We start from the raw sequence: 21,712 nt of genomic DNA on the forward strand, positions 1-21,712 counted from the left end.
TGCTGTGTGAGGGATATCAGAAGTGCGAAGTGATCGAGACGCTGATTTCCCGACCTGAGCCGTAGGAGCAGACATAGGCCGTCTGACACCCGGTCACATAGCGCTCATCGGCAAGGTTCGTGACGCTCAGATTGCCTTCCATCCCGTTGCGGAATTCGTAGCTGGCGGCCAGATCATAGATCGTGGAGCTGGGCACCCTCAGCGTGTTGGCCGCATCGGCATAGCTTTCGCCACGATGACGGGCACCCAGACCCAGCGACAGACCGTCCAGTTCGCCCGCAAACGCATAGTTCGCAAAAAGCGAAATTTCCTTGCCCGGGTTCATCGTCGGTGCATTGCCAATCAGGGCTTCGTTGCTGTCTTTCGTCACTTCCACATCCAGGAAGGTCGCGGCACCCTTCATGCTCAGGCCATTGCCAAAGTCATACTGGCCCTCAACTTCAAACCCGCGCGAACGGACTTCGCCCAGCTGCGCGAATGTCGGCCATGCACCGGTCAGAACGTTTTCCTGTCTGATCTGGAACGCTGCCGCAGCAAGAGAGAAATTGCTGCCCTGCGGTGCCCATTTGACGCCCAGTTCAACCTGGTGCCCGGTTTCCGGCTCTGTCACGCCACTGGACGGAGACGTGATCAGCGGGTTGAAGAAGCTCGAGAAAGAGGCATAGGGCGTCATCCCGCCCGCAGTCTCATACGCCACTGCAACACGATAAGAGGTCTCGCTGTCGTCACGCGCAAACGCGCCCGAACCGTCCTGTTCCGTCCAGACAAGATCGTGGCGCAGGTTCGCGGTGGCGATCCAGCCGCCGCCAAAGCGCATCTGGTCCTGAAAATACAGACCAATCTGCTTTTGTGTGGTGATCGCATCCTGATAGGGCGCGTCCAGAACCGGGGTGCCGGGATTGGACGGGTTCACAACCGAATTGGTCCCAAACCCCGAGGCCTGCGTTTCATCCACCCAGTAGTACCGCGCGTCCAGCCCGAACAGCAGGTCATGCGAAACTGCGCCGCTGTCCACGGTGCCATATAGCCGCAAATCGGTCTGTGCGGTGCGCACCAGCGTGTCATGTTCAAACGCGACCAAGCTCAGCGTGCCGTCGGCATCTACCGGCGTGGTCGAATATCCCGTGTAGCCGTAGGGATAATAAAAGCTTTCCTCTACATGGGCGACGCCGAGGCGACCGATGCCGGTAAAGGTAAAACCATTCGCCAATTCGCGTTCTACGATCGCGCTGACAGACGCCTGCTTGCGCGAATAGCTGTCCCAGTCAGAGTCGGAAAAGTTGGCATCGGGGTCGATATAGCCGAACTCGGACGTCGACTTTACCGTGCCATAATAGGGCAGGAAGGTGCTGCCGTTGTGCTGTTCGTCGGCGTAATGGATGTTGGCCAACAGGGTAACGTCGGTGCCGCCATCGGTTGAGAACTTGAAGGACGGCGCCAGCGTACCGCGTACGCCGTGGTTCATGTCGTCGTATTTGTCGCCGGCTTCGATCCGCCCGGTCACACGGTAGGACCGGCCTTCGCCAAGGTCGTCGCCGTAGTCCAGTTCGACCCAGCCGCCGGTGGCATCATTCAGACCGACCGTCAGTTCACGAACCTCACCACCGGGACGTTTGGAAACGTAATTGACGATACCCCCGGGGTTCGATCCGCCGTAAAGGGACGAAGACGGCCCGCGCAACACTTCGATCCGGCCAAGCGTGTAGGGATCAATAAAGAACGACCCGAAGGCAAAGGCCAGGTTCTGCGCATTGTCGAGGTAGATCCCGGTCTGGTCCGCCTGAAAACCACGGATCCGCAGCCAGTCGTAATCGTTGTCATCGCCGAAAACATCGGACGACACACCGGCGGTATAGCGCAGCGCCTCGCTCACCCGGTCGGATTTGAAACGGTCGATATCCTCGCGCCCCAGTACGGATACGGATTGCGGGATTTCGCTGACCAGCAGCGGCACTTTGGAACCGGTCACCGTGGGCGGGTTCGGATCGCCGTTCACCGGGCCGGTGGCGTCTTCCTGATACTGCAGAACGATCGCTTCCAGTTCGAAGGGTTCGTCATTCGTCTGCGCCATCGCGCAAGGGGCTACAGACATCAGCAGAATGCCTGTCAGTGTCAGTTTTCCGATCGCGGCGGAATTGTAAGTTGTTTTCATTGGGGCGTCCTTAGAAGGCACCGCCGGGCATAGCCAGCAGAGGGAGAGAATCCAATGACTGATAGATTTCGTCAGGTATGAATGTCTTGTAAAATTGAACCAAATTGATCGGAATCTTGTTGTTTTATCCAAGAGCCGGGCGCAAGACCGGTCGCGGCTTTGAACATCCGGTTGAAATGCGCCTGATCGGAAAAGCCAGTGGCACTCGCCACTTCCACAAAGGGCATGCCCTGTTGCAGCAGATTCTTTGCATGGCCGATCTTCATTTCCATCACCCACTGATAGGGGGATTGTCCTGAAGTTTCGCGGAAGATCCGGGTAAAGTTGGTACGTGACATGCCTGTAACCGTGGCCAGATCACCAACGGAAATGCGGTGCTCCATATTGCGCCGCACGTAAAGGCCAAGCTGTTTCAGACGTGTTTCATGTGGGTCATCCGACTGGTCGGCGGAACCGGCCTGATGAAATAGCTCAAGGATCAGCGTCTCGGCCAGCCGTTCAATATGCGCCCTGGACCTGCGCGGGTGCTGCGCCTCTTCGACCAGCAGGTTGGTCAGCCCCGCCAGATCATCCCACTCGGTCAGAAAGATCGGCTTATCCAGCGGGGTGTTCGGCCCGATCAGCGCCTGTAGCCTGCGGTGGGACAGGTGCAGATCCAGATGGCGCAATTCGCCCGGTTGCTCGACCCTGCCCCAGACCTCCATCCCACCGGGGATATAGCAGCACGCGCAGGCCAGCGGCGCCGCGGCCTTATCCGCAGTCAGGCCCAGACGGCGGTCGTCCAGAACAAAGACCAGACGGGGGTGCATCGAAACATAATGGCCCCCGGCCCGCGCCCGGCCACGGACACGCCAGTAATCAATCGTCATCTGGTCAAACGCCAGACAGCGCACATCGCAAAGCGGCTCAAACCCCCTTACAGACGTAAACATCCTTGGATGAAATGACATGGAAACGCCCTCTGGTCCAATTGGCTGGGCGATCTCGCTGGCTGCCGCTTGTTGGCCCGGCCCGGACGTTTTGTCAACGACATGCCCCGAATTCCCGGCTATTTTGCGGCCTCACCGGATCCAATATGCCGAAAAATATGACCGGTCGGCGGGTTGACCCAGCGTTTCGCGAAAATGGCTTTTGGCCCGACGCGCCACATCCCTTTCGGCGGCGACCCAGACAAACCCATTGCCACCCGCCCCGGGCAGGTCGGCGTCGCTCAGATGATCCCACAGCGTTTCACCCCGGTCTCGCAGGACCCAGGTGATCGAAACCCCCTCTGGTGCCGGAATCAGGGAAACCGAGGTTTCGTCAGCAACCTCGATAATGGCCCTGCCCCGGCGTGTGGGATCGGACTGGCCCAGAATACGGGAAATAGCGGGCAAAGCCGTTTCATCCCCTGCGATCAGCAGGTCATCACCAACGGGCATATCGCCGCCCCCCGGCCCCATGATGCCGACAGCTGCGCCGGGGCGCGCCGTTCTGGCCCAATCGGTTGTCCGTCCGCCGTCATGTTCAAAGACGTCAAAGGTGAACCGCCCTGCCACAGGATCCAAATCGACAAAGGTATAGACGGCACGATGCAGGCAATCGTCACCGGCGGGCCAGACGGTCCGTCCATTTCCATTGATCCGTGGCCAGACCGGCGCGCGACCGTCAGGTGCCAGCAGCAGCGAAAAATGCATGCCCGGCCCCGCTGCCAGCGCCGCCGTCCCTGCGCAGTCCAGTTCCACCCGCAGAAACCGTGGCCCTAGCTGCCGAACCGTCACCACTTCGGCACCATAAAAGTTCGGCGGTGCCCCGGTTCGGGCGATATCACCGCTCCAACGCAGATGCTGCGAAATCCCGGGCTGCACACGGTCGATCATGTACAAAAGGTTTTCGCGCGCCTGATGCAGCGCGACATCATCCCTCGCGCAGAGAGTGACACAAAAGCCCGGCCCGTCGCAGTCTACCGTCGTTTGTGCCATCGGCAGCTCAACCATAACGCCAATATGCGTCACGGTCACGGGAAGGTCGAATTCCTGTAGATGCGCGACGCAACCGGCCAGAAATCCATCCGCGATGGGGCCATTAAATCGGGTCACAGAGGTTCTGGAAAACCGGCAAGACAGCTCGTTCATTTCACTTCTACCTCTTACAGGGGAATAACCATCGGTGATCCCGTGACCGGATCCGGCATGACCTGCGCCCGCAGGCCAAAGGCTTGCATCAGCCGATCAGGGTGCAGCACGTTCTGCGGGCTGCCTGTCGCCACAATGCCATCCGGGCCCAGCAGGACAAGGTGATCGGAAAACCGGGCAGCAAGGTTCAGGTCGTGCAACACCGAAATGACGGTCAGGCCGGTGTCACGGTTGCGCTGCCGCAACAGGGACAGCACCTCAAGCTGGTGCACAAGGTCCAGATAGGTCGTCGGTTCGTCCAGCAGCAAAAGCGGTGTGCGCTGCGCCAGCACCAGTGCGATCCATGCCCTTTGCCGCTGCCCGCCGGACAGTTCCTGTAGCGGTCGATCTGCCAGATCGCTCAGCCCCACAGCCGCCAGCGCGTCCGCGCAGGCATCGGCATCTTCGTCGTTCCACGGTGCAAGGAAACCGCGCCAGGGGGTCCTGCCCCGCTTGACCAGATCACCGACGGTGATCCCGTCCGGCGCCAGAGGCGACTGCGGCAGGATCGCCATTTCCCGGGCAAGCCCACGGCTCGGCAGCGCATGAATATCGCGCCCGTCCAGTGTCACCCGCCCGCCACGCGGTTTGATAAGCCGGGCCAACGCCCGCAGCAGGGTGGATTTGCCACAGCCGTTCGGGCCAAGGATGGTTGTCATCCCGCCACGCGGCAGGTCAAGATCCAGCGCCTCGATTATGGCGCGGTCCCGGTAACCCAGCGTCAGCGCTTCGGCCCTCAGGCTCATAGCTCTCCCCTTTCCATTTCGCGTGACAGCCGCCACAGCAGATATGGCGCGCCGATCAGGCCGGTCATCACGCCAACCGGCAGTTGAATGCCGGGTACGGCGGCGCGGGCTGCCAGATCGCCCAGCACGGTGATCAGCGCACCCGCAGCGGCGGCGGCGGCAAGCCGTCCCCCCAGTGTCCTTGCCCCGGTGAAACGCGAACTGAACGGCCCCGCCATCAGCGCCACAAAGGGGATCGGCCCCGCCACAGCAACCCCGACAGCCGCCAAAAGCACACCCGTCCCCGCCAGCCCCCAACGCGCACGTTCCACATTCAGCCCCAGCCCGGCGGCAAGGTCCGCACCCAGCTCCAGCACCGTCAGCGACTGAACCTGCCCCAGCGTCAAAAGCCCAAGGATCACCCCCAGCCCCCAGACCTGCGCCACATGGCCCCAGTCCCGCGCGGCAAGCGACCCGGTCATCCAGCGCTGCGCCTCGCCCGCCGCGACAGTTGGCAGAAATGTCATCAGGAACGTGGTCAGCGCGGACGCGGCAAAACCGACGCCAAGCCCGACAAGGATCAGCGTCAAAGGCGGCGTCGCCGCATCGCGCCGCCACGAAAACAGCGCCACCAGAACGGCCGCCACCAACCCACCCAGTGACGCGACCAGCGGCATCGGCAGTGCCAGTCCCATTGCGATGGCGGCCACCACGGCCAGCCCCGCCCCGGCGGTAAAGCCCATGATATCAGGCGCGGCCAACGGGTTTCGAAACAGCGTCTGAAAGATCGCGCCGGACAGGCCCAGAACCGCGCCCGCCCCCACGGCGGTGGCGACGCGCGGCCCGCGGATCGTGCCCAGTAGCAGCGCCCCGGGGCCTTCACCGGTGATCAGTCCCTGCCACAGATCCGCCACGCCGATATCGACCTGCCCGACCATCAGGGCCACAAGGATCGATGCGATCAGCATCAGGGACAGGAAAATGCCGCGTCTCATGTCGTCGCCCCCGGGCGCAGACTGCGGGCGATCCAGATGAACACCGGCGCCCCCAGCAGCGCGACCATGATGCCCGCGCGCACTTCGGCAGGGGCCAGGATCAGACGGCCCAGCGTGTCCGCCAGCAGTAGCAGACCGCCGCCCAGAATGGCCGAGGCCAGCAGTTCCGCCCTTAGCGAATGACCGGCCACGCGGCGCGCAACTGGCGGCACCATAAGACCCAGGAACGCGATCGGACCGGCCACCGCCACCGCCGCCCCGGTGGTCAGCGTCACAGCGACCAGCGTCGCGGCCTGCACAAGCCCGGGCCGGGTACCCAGCCCGCGCGCCAGCGCCGATCCCAGCGACAGCGCCTCTAGCCGCAGGGCCAGCGCCCATGCCATCCCCCCGCCGATCGCGGCCGCAATGGCCATTTCAAACAGCGGCCTCGCGGCGGCCTGCGACAGCGACCCGGCAACCCAGAACCGCAGGATATCCAGCGAATCCTGCCGGATCAGGGCGACCGCCGTCACCAGCGACAGCAACAGCGCGTTCAGCGCGGCACCGGCCAACGTCAGCCGCACCGGCCCGGCATCGCCGCGCAGACCGCCCCCCAGCGCAAAGACCGCCGCAGACGCCGCCGCAGCCCCCGGAAAGGCCAGCATGGCAATCGTGGACTGATCCGCCCGCCCCAAAAGCGTCGTGCCCAGTATAAGGGCAAAGGCAGCCCCCGCGTTGACCCCCAGCAGACCGGGGTCAGCCAGCGGATTGCGGGTCAGCGCCTGCATCATGCTGCCCGCCATGCCAAGCGCACCGCCTGCAATCAGGGCCGCCAGAAGACGCGGCAGACGGATCGACATCAACGTCACATGGGCGGGATCATACGGATCAAACGCTGTGATGGCCGTGACATAGTCGGCCAACGTCAGATCGCGCACGCCCACGGTCAGCGACAGGCCCATCACCAGAACCAGCAGCGAAACAAGCCCCGCCCACTTCATGGTGCAAGCCCCGCCGTGACAGCGGAGGCAACCGGCGTGTGCGGATCACCGTCCAGCGCCGCCGCGATGTCATCCTCAAGCTGTTCCAGCGCATAGGGCAGCGACAACACGCTTCCGAATGATAGCGCCCCGGCGACCAGCGACCCGGCAAAAACCTCGCGCCCGGCACGATGCGCGACCAGCGTGCGCCGCATGGCAAGGTTCACGATATCGGGCACCTGATCATAGGCCGACACCCAGACCAAAAGGTCCGCATCAAGCGGCGAAAGATCCTCGGGCGACAGGGTGGTGTAAAAACCGTTTGAGGCGCCAGCGCGGGCCAATCCCTCAGTCGGGCGGAAACCCAGTTCAGACAGAAACTGCGCCCGGTTGTCGCTCTGCAGGAACGCACCGGTTTCGCCTCCGCTCTGCCAGGCGGCGGCGGCCGTGCGCCCGCCCCAGTCGGGATGACGGGCGCGCAGGCCTGCAAACGTATCACCAACCTCGGCGATCAGCGTTTCGGCCAGTTCGGATTTGCCCACCGCCTGACCGATGCGTCGGGTGGTGTCCTGCCATGGGCTGCCATAGGTCGAGTATTCCGGACTTTGCATCAGAACCGGCGCGATCCGGGACAGCAGTTCATATTCGGCCTGCGATATACCCGATCCGATGGCAACGATCAGGTCGGGGGCCAGCCCTGCCACGGTTTCCATCGACACTTCGCCGGTGATCAGCACGGGTGCCGCTGATCCCAGATGACCCTGCGCCCAAGGCCAGACACCATGGGGAAAATCGCCAAACCAGTACCGGATGCCAACGGGCACGACCCCCAGCGCCAGCAGCGGGTCCTGTGTGCTGTACCCGATCGAAACCACCCGACGCGCCGGTCCGCTCAGCACGGTTTCGCCATAAGGATGCACAAATCGCAGCCCTGCCCCCGCCAGCAATGGCGGTGCCGCCAGCGTGGCACATGCGCTGCCTAAAAAGGTGCGGCGGGTCATCGGGGCGTTGTTCATCGGGGTAGGCGCCATCCAGAAGTATTGGTCCGTGATCCCGCACGCCGCCTGCTCGGCACTGGCGGTCGGCCAACACGTCATGAAGAAGAGATTTCCGGTGGCGAATTTGACCGACGAGGGAACCCACGGTCAAATATGGCTGCCTTATCTGCGGCTAGATAGTGGAAAGCCCCCCAGAAAACAAGCGCCGACAAATCGCGTATCGCCACGCGGAACAGGCCGTGCCACACGCGGTTTTCACGCTATCAGACCAGCCTGTCCTTGATGTCGCGTTCCGGCGCGGTCACCCTGCCTACGTCTACGCCTTGCGCAGCAGATAGATGTCCATGATCCAGCCATGTTCGGCACGGGCAGCCAGACGCGTGGCGATGATCCGGTCTGACACCCCGGCCAGATCCCCATGATGCAGAATCTGCTCTGGCATACCCAGAAAGGCCCCCCACCAGATCGTCATGCCCGTTGGGTCAAGGTTTTGAAAACTACACTCACCGTCCAGCATCACCACAACCGTTTCCGCCCCGGCAGGCCAGCCGTGATCCCGCAAGCGGCGGCCAGTGGTGATTTCGACCGCACCGTTGACCGTATTCAGCGGGATGGCATGTGCCGCGGTCAGCGCCTGAATGGCCGTGATGCCCGGCACCACGCGGACAGCCGGACGCGGATCAAGGCGCGCGGCAATGCGGATGGTGCTGTCATACAGCGACGGATCGCCCCAAACCAGCAGTGCCACCGGCCCGGCTTGGGCTGCTCCGTCCAACGCAGCCTGCCACCGCCGCGCAATTTCGTCATGCCAGGCCTCGACCCGTTCAAGATAGGGCAACTCCGGATCGCGCACCGGATAGTCAAACCCTATGACACGCGCCGTCGTGCCGCTGGCGGTGATAATGCGGTGGCGCAGCTCGGCCAGATCGTCCTTGCCTGTGCCCTTCTGCGGCACAAGGATGACAGCCGCCTCGCGCAGCGCCTGCATCCCTTCGCAGGTGACATGGGCGGGGCTGCCCGTCCCGATTCCGATCAGCCACAGGTCCTGAATCATGTCGTTATTCCACAAAAAATCCGGGCCCATCGCTGGACCCGGAGTGATTGAACGGCACCAGATCAGGCGGCGTTATACAGCCGTTGGGTGAACAGCCCGCGCAGACCACCATCGCGCAGCGTCTTGGCACCGGCCAGAACTGCCAGATCGGCAATCGGCTCGATCAGGACGACCATCATGTAGGCCGCACCAAAGGTTCCGACGGCGCTGAGGTTGGCCGCGCCAAAACCCTGACCGTAGAAAGCCCAGAACGCGACCCATGCAACCACGCCACCCTGATAAGCGGCGGACATCTTCAAAACGTCACTGTAGGCCAGATCCACATAGGCACGATCCTGCGGGATGACGCGGCGGGCCAGTGCGTCAATTGCGAACAGCGGCACCAGCAGCGTGGTCACGTTGACAAAGAACATCGGCAGATCGGTCGGGGAAAAGAACATCCCCTGCACCAGCAGACCCAGCGCCAGCCCGATCGAAGACGGCGCAGCCCCCAGCAGCAGAAACAGCGTCGTGCCAAGGATCAGGTGCACCTCGGAGATACCGACGGCGAAATGCGGCAGAAGCTCGAAAAAGACGAAGACGCCGACAGTTGCCAGCACGGTGCGCGCTGCAAAGGCGGCGATGTTGCTGCGTGCCAGATCAGCAGTGATCAGTTTGACAGAATAGGCAGCCGCCGCAGCAGCAGTGCCATAGGCGAACACCATTTTTGCGCCGTCAACGACACCCGGTTCGATATGCATGGTTCAGGTCCTTTGTGTTTCCGCCCCTCCGGCGGATATGGAAATAGTAAAGGCTTGCGCCTTGCGTGGTACGGCAGGTCTCCTGACTTGCGGGTCGCTGCGCGCCGGACCTTCCCAGCCGTTTGGCCAGTGGTTCAACCTTTGCGCTCGCCGCTTACAGTTGCGGGGGCAGTCCGGGGATTTCACCCGGTTCCCTTTTAAATCACACGATGTGACACCGTGCGCTGACACTACGGCAGTTCCCCCCGTGTCGCAAAGGCAAAAACGCTCAGGCATCGGCAAGGGGGCCATATAGGATCAGCGCCGGCGCATCGCCGATCTCGCGGCTCAAAAGTGCGGCAAGTTCGGCAATGGTCGTGCGTGTCAGCCGCTGGTCGGGGCCACTGACACCTTCGGCAAGGAGGGCGGGGGTATCGGCGGGCAGGCCATGCGTCCGCAGCACATCGTAAAGCTTGGGAAAGGTGCGTTTGCCCATGAACACAACGGTCGATGCCGTGGGATCGGCCAGCGCGGGCAGGTTCATGTCCTCGGGCAGCTGGCCGCTCACGTCATGGCCGGTGACGAACTGCACACGCCGCGCAGTCAGACGCCGGGTCAGCGGAATACCGGCAGCCGCCGCCGCAGCAATCGCCGAAGGCACGCCGGGAATGATCTCATAGGGAATGCTCGCCTCGCGCAGCGCAATCAGCTCTTCCTCCAACCGGCCGAACAACCCGCCATCGCCGGATTTCAGCCGCACCACACGCTGGTCGATCCGGGCATATTCGACCAGCAGGCGGCTCACATGATCCTGACGCGGCGACGCGCGCCCTGCCCGTTTGCCCACGCCCACCAGATCGGCACCGGGCCGCGCATGCCCCAGAATCGGCCCCGATGACAGATCATCAAACAGCACCGCATCGGCACGCTTCAGCCGGTCCACCGCCTTGAGCGTCAAAAGCTCGGGATCGCCCGGACCGGACCCGACAAAGCTGACAAAGCCGGTCATGCGCCCTCATCCGCCGTGATCAGGTGAAAGAATGTCCCCGAAACATGGCCACGACAGGATCCGGTTTCCGCCACCGGATTGCCGTCGGCATCCCCGACACTGGCCAGCGGCGCGTCGGGCTGTTCCAGAATGGTGGAATAGTGGAATTCATGCCCCCGCAGCCGCGCCCCCGGCGCATGCCCCGGCAAGGCCGAGTGCAACCGCGCCTGACGATATCCCAGATGCAGCTTGCGTGTCTCATAACTGGTGACCAGCCCCAGCAGCCCCACCATCGCATGACGCTGACCCTGCTTGTCGATCAGCGCCTGACCCAGTGTCATATATCCCCCGCATTCGCCGTGCACGGGTCGCGTGCGGGCATGTTCGCGCAGCCCGTCGGCAAAAGTTTGCGCCGCGGCCAGCCGTCCAGCATGCAATTCGGGATAGCCGCCGGGCAGCCAGACCAGATCGGCACTGCTGTCCGGTGCCTCATCCGCAAGCGGCGAAAACGGCAGCACCTCGGCACCCGCCGCATGCCAGCCTTCGACAAGATGCGGATAGGTAAAGGAAAACGCCGCATCCTGCGCCAGCGCGATCCGCTGCGCCGGGGGTTTGGGCAATGCGCCACCCTTTCCGGCCGCTTTGCCACGCGCCGCTGCCTTGATCGCCTCCAGATCCACATGCGCGCGCAGGAAATCCGCATAACCTGCAATGGCCGCGTCCAGATAGGGATGCTCGACCGCCTGAATGAGGCCCAGATGCCGTTCGGGCAATGTCAGATCACCGCGCCGTGGCAGCGCCCCCAGCACAGTCAGCCCCACCTTTTCCATGCCCAGCCGCGTCAGCCGTTCGTGCCGGGGCGATGCCACGCGGTTCAGGATCACACCCGCAAAGGGCAGATCGGGGTTATACATCCGAAACCCCAGCGCCGCCGCCGCCGCCGATTGCGCCTGCCCGCTGACATCAACCACCAGAACCACCGGCCAGCCCATCAGCGCGGCTGTCTCGGCGCTGCTGCCGAAACCGCTTTGCCCGCGCGTCGCAACCCCGTCGTACAGGCCCATCGACCCTTCGGCGATGCAGATTTCGGCGCCCGCCGCCTGCCCCGCGATGGCACCGAGCAACCCATCCCCCATGGCCCAGGTATCAAGGTTGAAGGACGCGCGCCCGCTGGCCGCCCGGTGAAACGCCGGATCGATGTAATCCGGCCCTGATTTGAAGGCTTGCACCCGCATCCCGTCATCGCTGAGCGCGCGCAAAAGCCCCAGCATCACCGTCGTCTTGCCAGTGCCCGACGACGGCGCCGAAATCATGATCCCCCGTGCGTCATTCCCCCGTGCACCTGTCCCCTGCCCGTCAATCATCGCCATGACTCCAATCGGCCCAGGGGCTGTCAGCATGCAACGGACGGTAGCGCCTGTCGTAATCCTTTGAATACAGGCAGCTTTCCGTGAACCCCTCGCCGCCCAGCGCAGGCCCGACCAGAATCAGCGCGGTGCGCGTGATACCTTCACCAACGCGACCGGCTATATCGGCCAGCGTGCCGCGCACGATCCGTTCGTCCGGCCAACTGGCGCGATAGACCACCGCAACCGGGCATTCCGCGCCATAGGCCGGGATCAGGCTTTCGGTCACATGGTCCAGATTCTGGATCGACAGGTGGATGGCCAGTGTCGCGCCCGTAGCGGCGAAATTTATCAGCGTCTCGCCCTCGGGCATCGAGGACGCCCGCCCCGGCGTCCGCGTCAGCACAACCGACTGCGCCAGCCCCGGCAGAGTCAGTTCGGCCCCCAGCGACGCGGCAGCGGCGGCAAACGACGGAACTCCGGGTGTCACGCTGACCGGAATGTCCAGCGCGCGAAGGCGGCGCATCTGTTCACCCATGGCGGACCAGACCGACAAATCACCGGAATGCAGCCGCGCCACATCCTGCCCTGCCGCATTGGCACGCTGCATTTCTGCGATGATGGCGTCCAGATCCATCGCGGCGGTGTTGACGATGCGCGCGTCCCCGGGACAATGGCTCAGAATCTCTTCGGGCACCAGCGACCCGGCATATAGACATACCGGACAGGCGGCGATCAGGTCGCGCCCCCGCAGCGTCAGCAGATCCGGCGCGCCGGGGCCTGCGCCGATAAAGTGAATGGTCATCTGGGTCTTCCTTCTGCAAGGGCGCAGGTCGCCATGCGATCATGTGAAATTATTCGCGCGCCGATCAGCCGGGCACCCGGCCCCGCCGCCGCCAGCGCCGCCGCTTCGGCCACGCTGCCGGTGCCATAGGCGGTTTCGGATGCCTCTGACTGGGTTACGGTCACTTGCGCGCGCAGTTGGTCGACCGACACGACACGGATGGCAAAGCCCAGCTCGACCGCCAGCGCCAGCAATCCCACGCTTTTTTCCTTGCCTGCCGCCGTCGCGAACAAATCCGGCTGCCTGCCCTCGCAGGCCAGTTCCAACGCGGCGCGCAGGCTGTCCATCCCCGCCGCCTCGCGAAATCCAAACCCCGCGACGATCATAGCGTGACGCTCCACTGCACCACCGGATAGCTGGCCTTCCAGCCGCGCCGGGTGCCCAGCGGCGCCGATTGCGCCAGCTCGATGCGCAGAAGGTCGCCACCAATGCGCTGTTGCGCGGCGCTCAGCATTGCTTCGCTTTCCAGCGTCACAGCATTGGCAACGATCCGCGTGCCCGCAGGCAGCTTCGCCTCCAACCAATGCAACAGCTCGGCCGTCAGCCCACCACCGACAAACACCACATCCGGCGGGGCAAGGCCTGCCAAGGCCTCCGGTGCCATACCTTCCACCACCTTCAGACGATCCACACCCAGACGGGCCGCGTTCTGTGTGATCCGGCCGACACGATCAGCGCGCGGTTCGATCACCGTGGCGCTCAGGCTGGGATGGGCCAGCAGCCATTCGATCCCGATGGACCCCGACCCGCCACCAATATCCCAAAGATGTTCAAACAGGCGCGGGGCCAGCGCCGACAGGGTCAGCGCCCGCACCGGCCGTTTGGTCATCTGGCCATCACTTTCAAACCAGTCATCCGCGCGCCCGCTGGCCAGCGGCAAAACCGCGCCAGCCCCTTGAACCTCGACAGCCGCGCAAACCGGATGGGCAAAGTCCTTATCGAATAGATCAGACACGCTCACATCCACCCGCCGCTCCCTCGGGCCGCCTACCGCCTCAAACACGCTCAGCTGCGAGGCGTCAAAGCCCGCGCCCACCAGATAGGTCCCCAGATCCTGCACCGCCGCCCCATCGCGCAGCAGCACGATCATCCGCACCCCGCCCGCCAACGCCGGTCGCAACCGTTCCATAGGTGCGGCATGCAGGCCAAAACACTCCGTCCGCTCCAGCGGCCAGCCCATGCGCGCCGCAACCAGCGAAAAGGTCGACACCCCCGGCAGCGCAGCCCATTCGCCCGGCTCCAGATGCCGCGCGATGCTGCTGCCCGCCCCGAACCAGAACGGATCACCAGAGGCCAGCGCCACAACCCGCCGCCCCCGCAGCGCCAAAAGCCGCGCGATCCCGTCAGCGAAAGGCACCGGCCAGACGATCTGCTCGGCCTCAATCTCTGGCAACAGACCCAGATGCCGGGACGCGCCGATCACGAATTCTGCGCCCCTCAGCGCCGTCAGGCTTGCGCGCGACAACCCATCCGGCGCATCTTCGCCCACTCCAACGATGGTCAGCCACGGAAGCTCAGACATGATCCCCAACCTTCTCGTCCTGGGCGGCACGACCGAGGCAACTGCCCTGTGCCGCGCGCTCAGCGATGCGCATATCAACGCCACCATCTCTTTCGCGGGCCGGGTGGAACGGCCCGTTCGCCAACCCCTGCCCCAGCGCATCGGCGGCTTCGGCGGTGTCGCGGGGCTGGTCCAATACCTGCACACCCACGCCATCACCCATGTGGTCGACGCCACACACCCCTTTGCCGCGCAGATGAGCAGCAATGCCGCGCTCGCCTGCGCGCAAACCGGCACGCCGCTGATCGCGCTGACCCGTGCGCCGTGGCAGTCGCAGACCGGCGACAACTGGCAGCACGTTCCTGACATCGCGGGGGCCGTGGCCGCGCTGAACCAGCCCCCAAGTCGCATCATGCTGGCCGTGGGCCGTATGCATCTGGCAGACTTCGCGCCCAATCCGCAGCACTTCTATCTGCTGCGCCTGATTGATGCGCCGGACACCCCGCTGCCGTTTCCGGATCACGCCACCCTGCAGGATCGCGGCCCCTTTACCGTGGAAAACGATCTGCACCTGATGCGCCACCACCGCATCAAAACTGTCGTGTCCAAGAATGCCGGCGGCACCGGTGCCGCGGCCAAGATCACCGCCGCCCGCCAGCTGGGCCTGCCGGTGATCATGATCGACCGCCCCAGCCTGCCCCCGCGACCAGAGGCATATGCGATCCCCGACGTGATGGCATGGCTGGGTCATTCCGGCACCGATCTGGGCGTATAGACATAGGGCGCGCCATTGCGTTCGATCACCCGTGTGGCCGATGTCCCGACCAGCACCATCGTGCGCATGTCAGCCATTTCCGGGCGCGCATCGGGTAACGCCACAATGCGGATCACCTCTTCCGGCGTCGAAACCGCGCGGGCAAAGATCACCGGGCGCGCGTCATTGCAGGCCTCGTTCAGCACCTCCAGCACGCGGCCAAACCCGGCGGGCCGCGCCTTTGAGCGGGGATTGTAAAACGCCATTGCGAAATCCGCCTCAGCCGCCAGCCGCAAACGCTTTTCGATCAGCGCCCAGGGCTTGAGGTTATCGCTCAGGTTGATGGCGCAGAAATCATGCCCCAGCGGTGCCCCCACCCGCGCGGCGGCGGCTAGCATCGCGGTGATACCCGGCAGCACTTTGATCTCCAGATCGCGCCATGCCTTTGGCCCGGCCTCGACCGCTTCGAACACCGCCGACGCCATGGCAAACACGCCCGGATCCCCGGACGATACCACAACCACACGACGCCCATCGGCAGCCATCTCAAGCGCATGGCGCGCGCGGTCAATTTCGACCCGGTTGTCGCTGGGGTGCAGCGTCAGCCCCGGCCGCGCGGCAACCCGGTCCACATAGGGGCCATAACCGACAATCTCGGTCGCCTGTGCCAAAGCCGCCTGCACCTGCGGCGTCACAAGCCCCTCAGCCCCCGGCCCAAGGCCCGCAATAACCAGCGACCCGCTCATGGCCGCCGCCCATTGCCATGCACCAGCACGACCGAAAAATACGGCGGCATGTGCCCCTCGGCATCGGATAGTTTCTGCACCGTCTGCCCCTCCATGCTGGCATATTCCACCAACCATGCGGCATCGTATTTGCCCGCAGCCCGCAGGGCGCGGCGCACCTTGTCGATGTTGCGCCCGATCTTCATCACCACCAGCGCGTCAGCCGCCGCCATATGGCGCACCAGCTCGTCCTCTGGCAGGGTGGCCATAAGCACGCTCAAAACGTCATCGCCCCAGGTGATCGGCTGCCCCGATGCCGTCCATGCCGCCGACATGCCGGTTATGGCGGGCACGACCTGCACCGGCACGTCCTCCTTCAGCCGGGTATACAGATGCATGAACGAGCCATAGAAAAACGGGTCCCCCTCACACAGAACAACCACATCCTCACCAGCCTCGGCCAGCGCGCGCAGATGGGCGGCGCAACCGGCGTAGAATCCCGAAAGCGCCGCGTTGTAATCCGGGTGGCTTACCGGGATTTCCGTGGTCACGGGGTATTCCATGGCGAATTCCACGGCGTGGTCGGGCAGGATGCCGTCCACCGTCTTGCGCGCACGCCCGGTGGCACCCGCCTTGCGGAAATACGCCACATGGCGCGCGTTCGACAGCAGCCGATGGGCCCGCAGGCTCATCAGGTCAACGTCCCCGGGGCCAAGCCCGACGCCGTGGATCGTACCCGGAGTAACGGTCCCGCTCATTCCGCACGGCTCGCGATGGCGTTGATCGCGGCGACGGTGATCGCGCTGCCGCCCAGTCGCCCCTGAACAATGCAGCAGGGCACCGGCTGATCGGCCCACAGGGCATCCTTGCTTTCGCGCGCGCCAACGAACCCGACGGGGCAGCCAATTATGGCCGCCGGGCGCGGGCAATCAGGATCCTCCAGCATGTTGAGCAGATGAAACAGCGCCGTTGGCGCATTGCCGATCGCCACCAGCGCGCCGCCCAGATGCGGCCGCCAAAGCTCGAGCGCCGCCGCTGACCGGGTGTTGGACATCGCCTTGGCGCGGTCGGGCACCGACGCATCATGCAGGGTGCAGATCACCTGATTATCGGCGGGCAGACGGGTGCGGGTGACGCCCTCGCTGACCATGCGGGCATCGCACAGGATCGGCGCGCCAGCGATCAGCGCGGCCCGCGCGGCAGTGGCAAAATCCGGCGACATGCGCACATGCTGCTCCAACCCCACCATGCCCGAGGCATGCACCATGCGCACGGCAATCGGCTCTTCCTCCGGGGCAAAGCGGGCCAGATCGGCCTCTGCGCGGATCATCGCAAAGGATTGCGCATAGATCGCCGCGCCGTCGGTCTCATAAGTATAGCTCATAGGGGTATGGTCGCTCCGGACATAAGGTCATGGGCTGTCAGCCCGCAAATTTCGGGGGCATCCCCGGGGACACCGTTGCGTACAAGGTCATAGCCGCCGTCGCGCCCGACCAGCGTGACATCCGCCGAACGGTTGCGCGCGCAACCCTTGGCGCAGCCCGACACATGCAGCACCCCGGTGACACGCGGCGCAAGGCGGCGCGCCAGCGCGCGGGTTTCAACACTGGCCGAGGGGCAGAATGGCGCGCCCGGGCAGGCATCGACGCGCATCACCGGATCATCGGGTGCGGTCACAAAGACAGTACCGGTCGGCATCTGCCCGCCTTCCAAAAGCAACTTGCGCCAGGGCGTCACGCGGATAGCGGCAATACCTTGCGCGCGGATCAGATCCGCCAGCGCCGCCGCGTCAATCTGGCCAAAAGCGGCACCAACCAGCACGCCGGTATCGTATCCGCCGATCTGCGGCGGTGGCGCGGGCGGCAGCGGCGCGGCAGTGCACCACTGTGCTGGCAGGGGCGTCGCGGCAACAACCGCCGCCATGCGGCGACGTTCGGGCGTGATATGTTCAGCCAGCCAGCCCGCCATTTCGATCAACGCCGGGATCGCGGTCTGCTCTGACACCGCCAGCCCCACAGCTGCCCCATCGGCGCGCAGGATCAGGTCGGACACACCCCGTTCGATCCGAATATCGGCGCTGTCACCGCTCAGCAGCGGGCGCGCGCCGCAATCGACGGCATAACCAACCTTGGCGGGCAGATCGGGCAGGTTCGGAATTTCTTCCAACAGCGCCAGCGTCAGGCGGTGGGTCACATCGCCCGCCTGCCAGAACGGCGAAACCAGAATGTTGCGCCGCGCCTCTTGCGCGGGATCAATATCCAGCAGACCCAGATCACCAAGCCCGTCCAGAACCGCCCGGTGATCGCCCTCCGCCACGCCACGAATTTGCAGGTTGGCGCGATTGGTCAGGTCAAGATACCCATGCCCGAACCGCCCCGCGATGTCACAAAGGCCCAGCGCCGCGCGCGCATCCAGCCGCGCCAGACGCGGGCGGATACGCACCACCAGCCCGTCGGCGGCCATCATCGGGCGATAGGCCCCGGGGCACCACCCCTTGATCCGCCCCGCGCTCATGCCCCCACCGCCAGACCGGCCAGCACCGAATTGCGCCGCGTCTGCCACAGGCCCGCGTCCAGCAGCGCGGCGAACCGTGCCTGCATCGCGCGGTGCGCTTCGGGATTGGCATCCTGCAGGAAACCGTCGGTTTCCGGATCGCCCAGTGTCACCTCGTGATAAAGGTCAAACAGATGCGGCGGCACCACACCGGCCAGATGGGCAAAGCCCGCCATATGCTCCAGCGTCGCGGCGATCTCGGCGGCACCCCGGAAACCGTGGTGCTTCATCCCCGCGATCCAGCCGGGATTTGCGGCACGGGCGCGCACGACGCGGGCGATTTCCTCGCTCACCCCCCGGGCGCGGGGGCGCGCAGGGTCGGTATTGTCCAGATGATACAGCGCCGCCCTGCCCCCGGTCACGGCCTGAGCGGCGGCAAATCCCGCCTCATGGGCGGCGTAATCCCCGGCCAGCAGCAGATCCGTTTCGGGCAGGTCCTGCGGATGCACAAAAGCGTCGGCATGGGCCACACGCGCGCGGATGCCGGCCGCGTCCTTTTGCGCCGCCTCGCCATCCAGCGCCCATGAACTGGCATCAAGCCAGGCCTGCCCCGCCGCATCCCGCCCGGCCGCGCTGTAATCGTCCACATCCATGCCCAGACCGTACTGCCCCGGCGCCGGGCCATAGACCCGCGCCAGATCGCACCGCCCGGCATAGGGGTTCCAATCCAGCGCTTCGTCCCGGCCCGCCAGCGCCCGCACCGCCTGTGCAAACAGCGCCGACAGCGTCGGGAACACATCGCGGAACAGGCCCGACACCCGCAGCGTCACGTCAATGCGCGGGCGGTCCAGTTCCGCGATCGGAAGGACTTCGATCCCCGACACACGTTCCGATCCCGCATCCCAGACCGGCCGCACCCCCATCAGATGCAGCGCCATGGCGAATTCCTCGCCTGCCGTGCGCATCGTCGCCGACCCCCAAAGATCAACGATCAACCCACACGGCCAGTCGCCTTCGTCCTGCAGGTGGCGGCGCATCAGCTCATCCGCCAGCCGCACCCCTTGGGCATATGCCGCCCGGGTCGGCACGGCGCGCGGATCGGTGGTGAACAGGTTGCGCCCCGTCGGCAACACATCGCGCCGCCCGCGATAGGGTGACCCGGACGGCCCCGCCGCGATCCGCCGACCGGCCAGCGCATCCAGCAGCGCCTGCCGTTCCCCCGCGACCGATTGCGCGGTGGCAAAGGGCACGGTGCCGCGCGGCGCACGCCCCCAGACATGCAGGCCCTCGCCAAACTGGCTTTCCTTGATATCGCAGACAAAGCGGTCGATCCGCGTGATCGCCTCGGCACTGCAACTTGCCCTGTCCAGCCCCAGATCGCCCTCGACCCCCTGCGCCTGCGCCTCGGCACGGATGTCGCCTTGCAACCGGTCCCGGCGGCGCGGGTCAAGGCCATCAGCGTTGGAAAACTCGTCCAGCAGCGCCTCAAGCCGGGCCAGTCGTTCGGGCGTGCCGCTCTCGCGCAGCGGTGGCGGGATATGGCCCAGCGTGACGGCTCCGATACGCCGCTTGGCCTGCGCCGCCTCTCCGGGGTCATTGACGATAAAGGGATAAATGACGGGCAAGGCCCCGGTCAGCACCTCGGGCCAGCAGGTGTCTGACAGCGCCACGGATTTGCCGGGCAGCCATTCCAGCGTGCCATGCGCGCCGATATGCACCATCGCATCCGCGCGCCCCTGTAACCACAGATAGAACGCGACATAGGCATGGCGCGGGGTCCGCGAAAGGTCGTGATAGCTGTCTTCGCGGCCCTTGGATGTGGCGCGTTCGGGCTGCAGGGCGATCAGCACCTTGCCACGCTGGATCGCGGCAAAATGAAACGCCCCATCGCGGAAATCCGGGTCTTCTTCCGGCGCGCCCCAAGTCTGGATCAGCATCTCGCGCAGCGCGTCCGGCAGTCGGGTCAGCGCCGCAGTATACTCCGCCAACGGCCATGACATGCCGCGCTCCTGCAAGGCATCCAGCACCGGCCCGGCACCAACGTCATACCCTGCGCCGTTCAGATCGCTCAGGATCGCCTCGGTCGATTGCAGCGCATCCAGGCCGACGGCATGCCCCATGTTCCAATCCTTGCCGGGATAGGTCGACAGGATCAGTGCGACCCGCCGCTGACCCGCAGGCATCTGCGCCAGCCGCGTCCAGCCCTGCACCCGGTCCGCAATCGCGGCGATCCGACCCGTATCGGCGCTATGGGCAAAGCGGGAATATTGCAGATGCGGATCGCGCCGCCCCGGTTCCTTGAAACTGGCCACCCCGCCCATGATGCGGCCATCAACCTCGGGCAAAACCACATGCATCGCCAGATCCGCGGGCGACAACCCGCGTTCGGCCCCGGCCCATGCCTTGCGCGTCGATGTGGCGAGTGCGACCTGAAACACTGGCACACCCGCATAATCCAGCGGCGATGTGCCATCTTCGCCCTTGCCGGAAAAGGCCGTCGCATTGACCACGGCGGCGGGGGCCATTTGCGCGACCTGACGGCGCAGCCAGCCCGCCGCGCCGGGTGCCTTCAGCGACGGCGCGAACAGCCCCACCACGTCAAAACCCCGGTCCCGGAAGGCCGCGAACATCGCCGTGATCGGGGCCAGATCGGCAGCGACCAGATAGGACCGGTAAAACACGATCAGTATCCGGGGCTTTCCGCCCGGTCCAACCCCCGATGCCACCAGCGGACAGCAGGCGCCATGCTCTGGCGTCCATGCACCAACGTTGGGCAGCGATTTGGTCCCGATCACCGGCCCGGCATATAGCCCCGCCGCCAGCGCCATCTGCGCCAGCGCGGCCTGCGCTGCAACAACGCCGCCGGTGTCACACAGATCCGCCAGCCGCCGCAGCGTCGATTTCGGCAAGGTCGACATCTGATCCAGCCGCGCATCGGGCCGCCCGTCGGCGGGCAGCACCGCCAGCGCGATGCCCTTTTGTGCCGCCAGCGCGCAGATCTGTTGCAAGCCATAGGGCCAGTAGGCAACGCCGCCGATCAGCCGGATCAGGATGCCCCGCGCGCCGGTCAGCGTCTGCTCCACATAGGTATCGACCGACAGCGGATGTTTCAGCGCCACGATATTGGCCAGCCGCAGGGACGGCAGCCGCCCCTCTGGCCCGCCGCCCCGATGCCAGCCCTCCGCAAAAGCGCCCAGATCGGAATCCGACAGCGACAGCACCACCAGATCTGCGGCGCTCTGCCCCAGATCCGTGGGTGTCTCGGTCTCTTCCAGCCCGTGACTTTCGCGGAAAACGACATGCATG

Annotated in this window: 20 protein-coding genes and 1 riboswitch; of the genes, 1 reads left to right on the forward strand and 19 read right to left on the reverse strand. The window is 65.0% G+C overall.

Annotated features, from left to right (window positions below):
* Positions 1 to 16 precede the first annotated feature (16 nt).
* The 14 genes from CHB75_RS07130 to cbiE form a co-directional block, all read right to left on the reverse strand.
* Entirely contained in the window at positions 17 to 2,152 is a 2,136-nt protein-coding gene (locus CHB75_RS07130; RefSeq protein WP_245840769.1) for a TonB-dependent siderophore receptor, read from the reverse strand.
* A gap of 71 nt (positions 2,153 to 2,223) precedes the next feature.
* Positions 2,224 to 3,102, reverse strand: a complete 879-nt coding sequence (locus tag CHB75_RS07135) for a helix-turn-helix domain-containing protein (protein ID WP_089269859.1) — start codon at positions 3,100 to 3,102, stop codon at positions 2,224 to 2,226.
* 111 nt (positions 3,103 to 3,213) lie between these two features.
* Positions 3,214 to 4,266: a siderophore-interacting protein gene (locus CHB75_RS07140; RefSeq protein ID WP_089269860.1), complete on the reverse strand. Its 1,053-nt coding sequence runs from the start codon at positions 4,264 to 4,266 to the stop codon at positions 3,214 to 3,216.
* A 14-nt stretch (positions 4,267 to 4,280) separates the two neighbouring features.
* Positions 4,281 to 5,051 (reverse strand): ABC transporter ATP-binding protein, encoded by a 771-nt coding sequence (locus CHB75_RS07145; RefSeq protein WP_089269861.1) that lies wholly within the window; start codon positions 5,049 to 5,051, stop codon positions 4,281 to 4,283.
* Positions 5,048 to 6,025, reverse strand: coding sequence for a FecCD family ABC transporter permease (locus CHB75_RS07150; protein ID WP_089269862.1), 978 nt, complete (start codon positions 6,023 to 6,025; stop codon positions 5,048 to 5,050). Before CHB75_RS07150 ends, CHB75_RS07145 begins: the two co-directional genes overlap by 4 nt.
* Positions 6,022 to 7,005 carry a FecCD family ABC transporter permease gene (locus tag CHB75_RS07155; protein ID WP_089269863.1) on the reverse strand — a complete coding sequence of 328 codons (984 nt, stop codon included), beginning with the start codon at positions 7,003 to 7,005 and terminating at the stop codon, positions 6,022 to 6,024. The genes CHB75_RS07150 and CHB75_RS07155 overlap by 4 nt, the downstream gene beginning before the upstream one ends.
* Positions 7,002 to 8,000, reverse strand: a complete 999-nt coding sequence (locus tag CHB75_RS07160) for an iron-siderophore ABC transporter substrate-binding protein (protein WP_245840772.1) — start codon at positions 7,998 to 8,000, stop codon at positions 7,002 to 7,004. The genes CHB75_RS07155 and CHB75_RS07160 overlap by 4 nt, the downstream gene beginning before the upstream one ends.
* A gap of 298 nt (positions 8,001 to 8,298) precedes the next feature.
* The gene (gene cobF, locus CHB75_RS07165) at positions 8,299 to 9,036 is read right to left on the reverse strand and encodes a precorrin-6A synthase (deacetylating) (RefSeq protein WP_089270020.1); all 738 of its coding nucleotides are present in this window, start codon (positions 9,034 to 9,036) and stop codon (positions 8,299 to 8,301) included.
* A 62-nt stretch (positions 9,037 to 9,098) separates the two neighbouring features.
* Positions 9,099 to 9,776, reverse strand: a complete 678-nt coding sequence (locus tag CHB75_RS07170; RefSeq protein ID WP_089269864.1) for an energy-coupling factor ABC transporter permease — start codon at positions 9,774 to 9,776, stop codon at positions 9,099 to 9,101.
* Between the two features lie 55 nt (positions 9,777 to 9,831).
* Positions 9,832 to 10,013, reverse strand: a riboswitch (cobalamin riboswitch).
* Between the two features lie 31 nt (positions 10,014 to 10,044).
* Positions 10,045 to 10,764 (reverse strand): uroporphyrinogen-III C-methyltransferase, encoded by a 720-nt coding sequence (gene cobA / locus CHB75_RS07175; protein WP_089269865.1) that lies wholly within the window; start codon positions 10,762 to 10,764, stop codon positions 10,045 to 10,047.
* On the reverse strand, positions 10,761 to 12,113 hold the full coding sequence (locus CHB75_RS07180; protein WP_245840774.1) for a cobyrinic acid a,c-diamide synthase CobB: 1,353 nt from the start codon (positions 12,111 to 12,113) through the stop codon (positions 10,761 to 10,763). The genes cobA and CHB75_RS07180 overlap by 4 nt, the downstream gene beginning before the upstream one ends.
* Complete coding sequence (cobM, locus tag CHB75_RS07185; RefSeq protein ID WP_089269866.1) at positions 12,100 to 12,894, reverse strand: precorrin-4 C(11)-methyltransferase; 795 nt, start codon at positions 12,892 to 12,894, stop codon at positions 12,100 to 12,102. The genes CHB75_RS07180 and cobM overlap by 14 nt, the downstream gene beginning before the upstream one ends.
* The gene (locus CHB75_RS07190) at positions 12,891 to 13,259 is read right to left on the reverse strand and encodes a cobalamin biosynthesis protein (protein WP_089269867.1); all 369 of its coding nucleotides are present in this window, start codon (positions 13,257 to 13,259) and stop codon (positions 12,891 to 12,893) included. The genes cobM and CHB75_RS07190 overlap by 4 nt, the downstream gene beginning before the upstream one ends.
* Entirely contained in the window at positions 13,256 to 14,455 is a 1,200-nt protein-coding gene (cbiE, locus tag CHB75_RS07195) for a precorrin-6y C5,15-methyltransferase (decarboxylating) subunit CbiE (protein ID WP_089270022.1), read from the reverse strand. Before cbiE ends, CHB75_RS07190 begins: the two co-directional genes overlap by 4 nt.
* Here cbiE and CHB75_RS07200 point away from each other — a divergent pair.
* Positions 14,454 to 15,209: a cobalt-precorrin-6A reductase gene (locus CHB75_RS07200; protein WP_089269868.1), complete on the forward strand. Its 756-nt coding sequence runs from the start codon at positions 14,454 to 14,456 to the stop codon at positions 15,207 to 15,209. The two genes, cbiE and CHB75_RS07200, sit on opposite strands and share 2 nt — an antisense overlap.
* Here the strand turns inward: CHB75_RS07200 and cobJ are convergent.
* Genes cobJ through cobN form a run of 5 tightly spaced genes read right to left on the reverse strand, consistent with a single transcriptional unit; the run spans position 15,182 to position 21,711 of the window.
* On the reverse strand, positions 15,182 to 15,934 hold the full coding sequence (gene cobJ / locus CHB75_RS07205; RefSeq protein ID WP_089269869.1) for a precorrin-3B C(17)-methyltransferase: 753 nt from the start codon (positions 15,932 to 15,934) through the stop codon (positions 15,182 to 15,184). The genes CHB75_RS07200 and cobJ overlap by 28 nt on opposite strands.
* Entirely contained in the window at positions 15,931 to 16,671 is a 741-nt protein-coding gene (gene cobI, locus CHB75_RS07210) for a precorrin-2 C(20)-methyltransferase (protein WP_089269870.1), read from the reverse strand. The genes cobJ and cobI overlap by 4 nt, the downstream gene beginning before the upstream one ends.
* On the reverse strand, positions 16,668 to 17,297 hold the full coding sequence (locus tag CHB75_RS07215; RefSeq protein WP_089269871.1) for a precorrin-8X methylmutase: 630 nt from the start codon (positions 17,295 to 17,297) through the stop codon (positions 16,668 to 16,670). Before CHB75_RS07215 ends, cobI begins: the two co-directional genes overlap by 4 nt.
* Complete coding sequence (locus CHB75_RS07220; RefSeq protein ID WP_089270023.1) at positions 17,294 to 18,427, reverse strand: cobalamin biosynthesis protein CobG; 1,134 nt, start codon at positions 18,425 to 18,427, stop codon at positions 17,294 to 17,296. The genes CHB75_RS07215 and CHB75_RS07220 overlap by 4 nt, the downstream gene beginning before the upstream one ends.
* The gene (gene cobN, locus CHB75_RS07225) at positions 18,424 to 21,711 is read right to left on the reverse strand and encodes a cobaltochelatase subunit CobN (RefSeq protein WP_089269872.1); all 3,288 of its coding nucleotides are present in this window, start codon (positions 21,709 to 21,711) and stop codon (positions 18,424 to 18,426) included. The genes CHB75_RS07220 and cobN overlap by 4 nt, the downstream gene beginning before the upstream one ends.
* Position 21,712 lies beyond the last annotated feature (1 nt).

Source organism: Puniceibacterium sediminis, from assembly GCF_900188035.1.
GTDB lineage: Bacteria > Pseudomonadota > Alphaproteobacteria > Rhodobacterales > Rhodobacteraceae > Puniceibacterium > Puniceibacterium sediminis.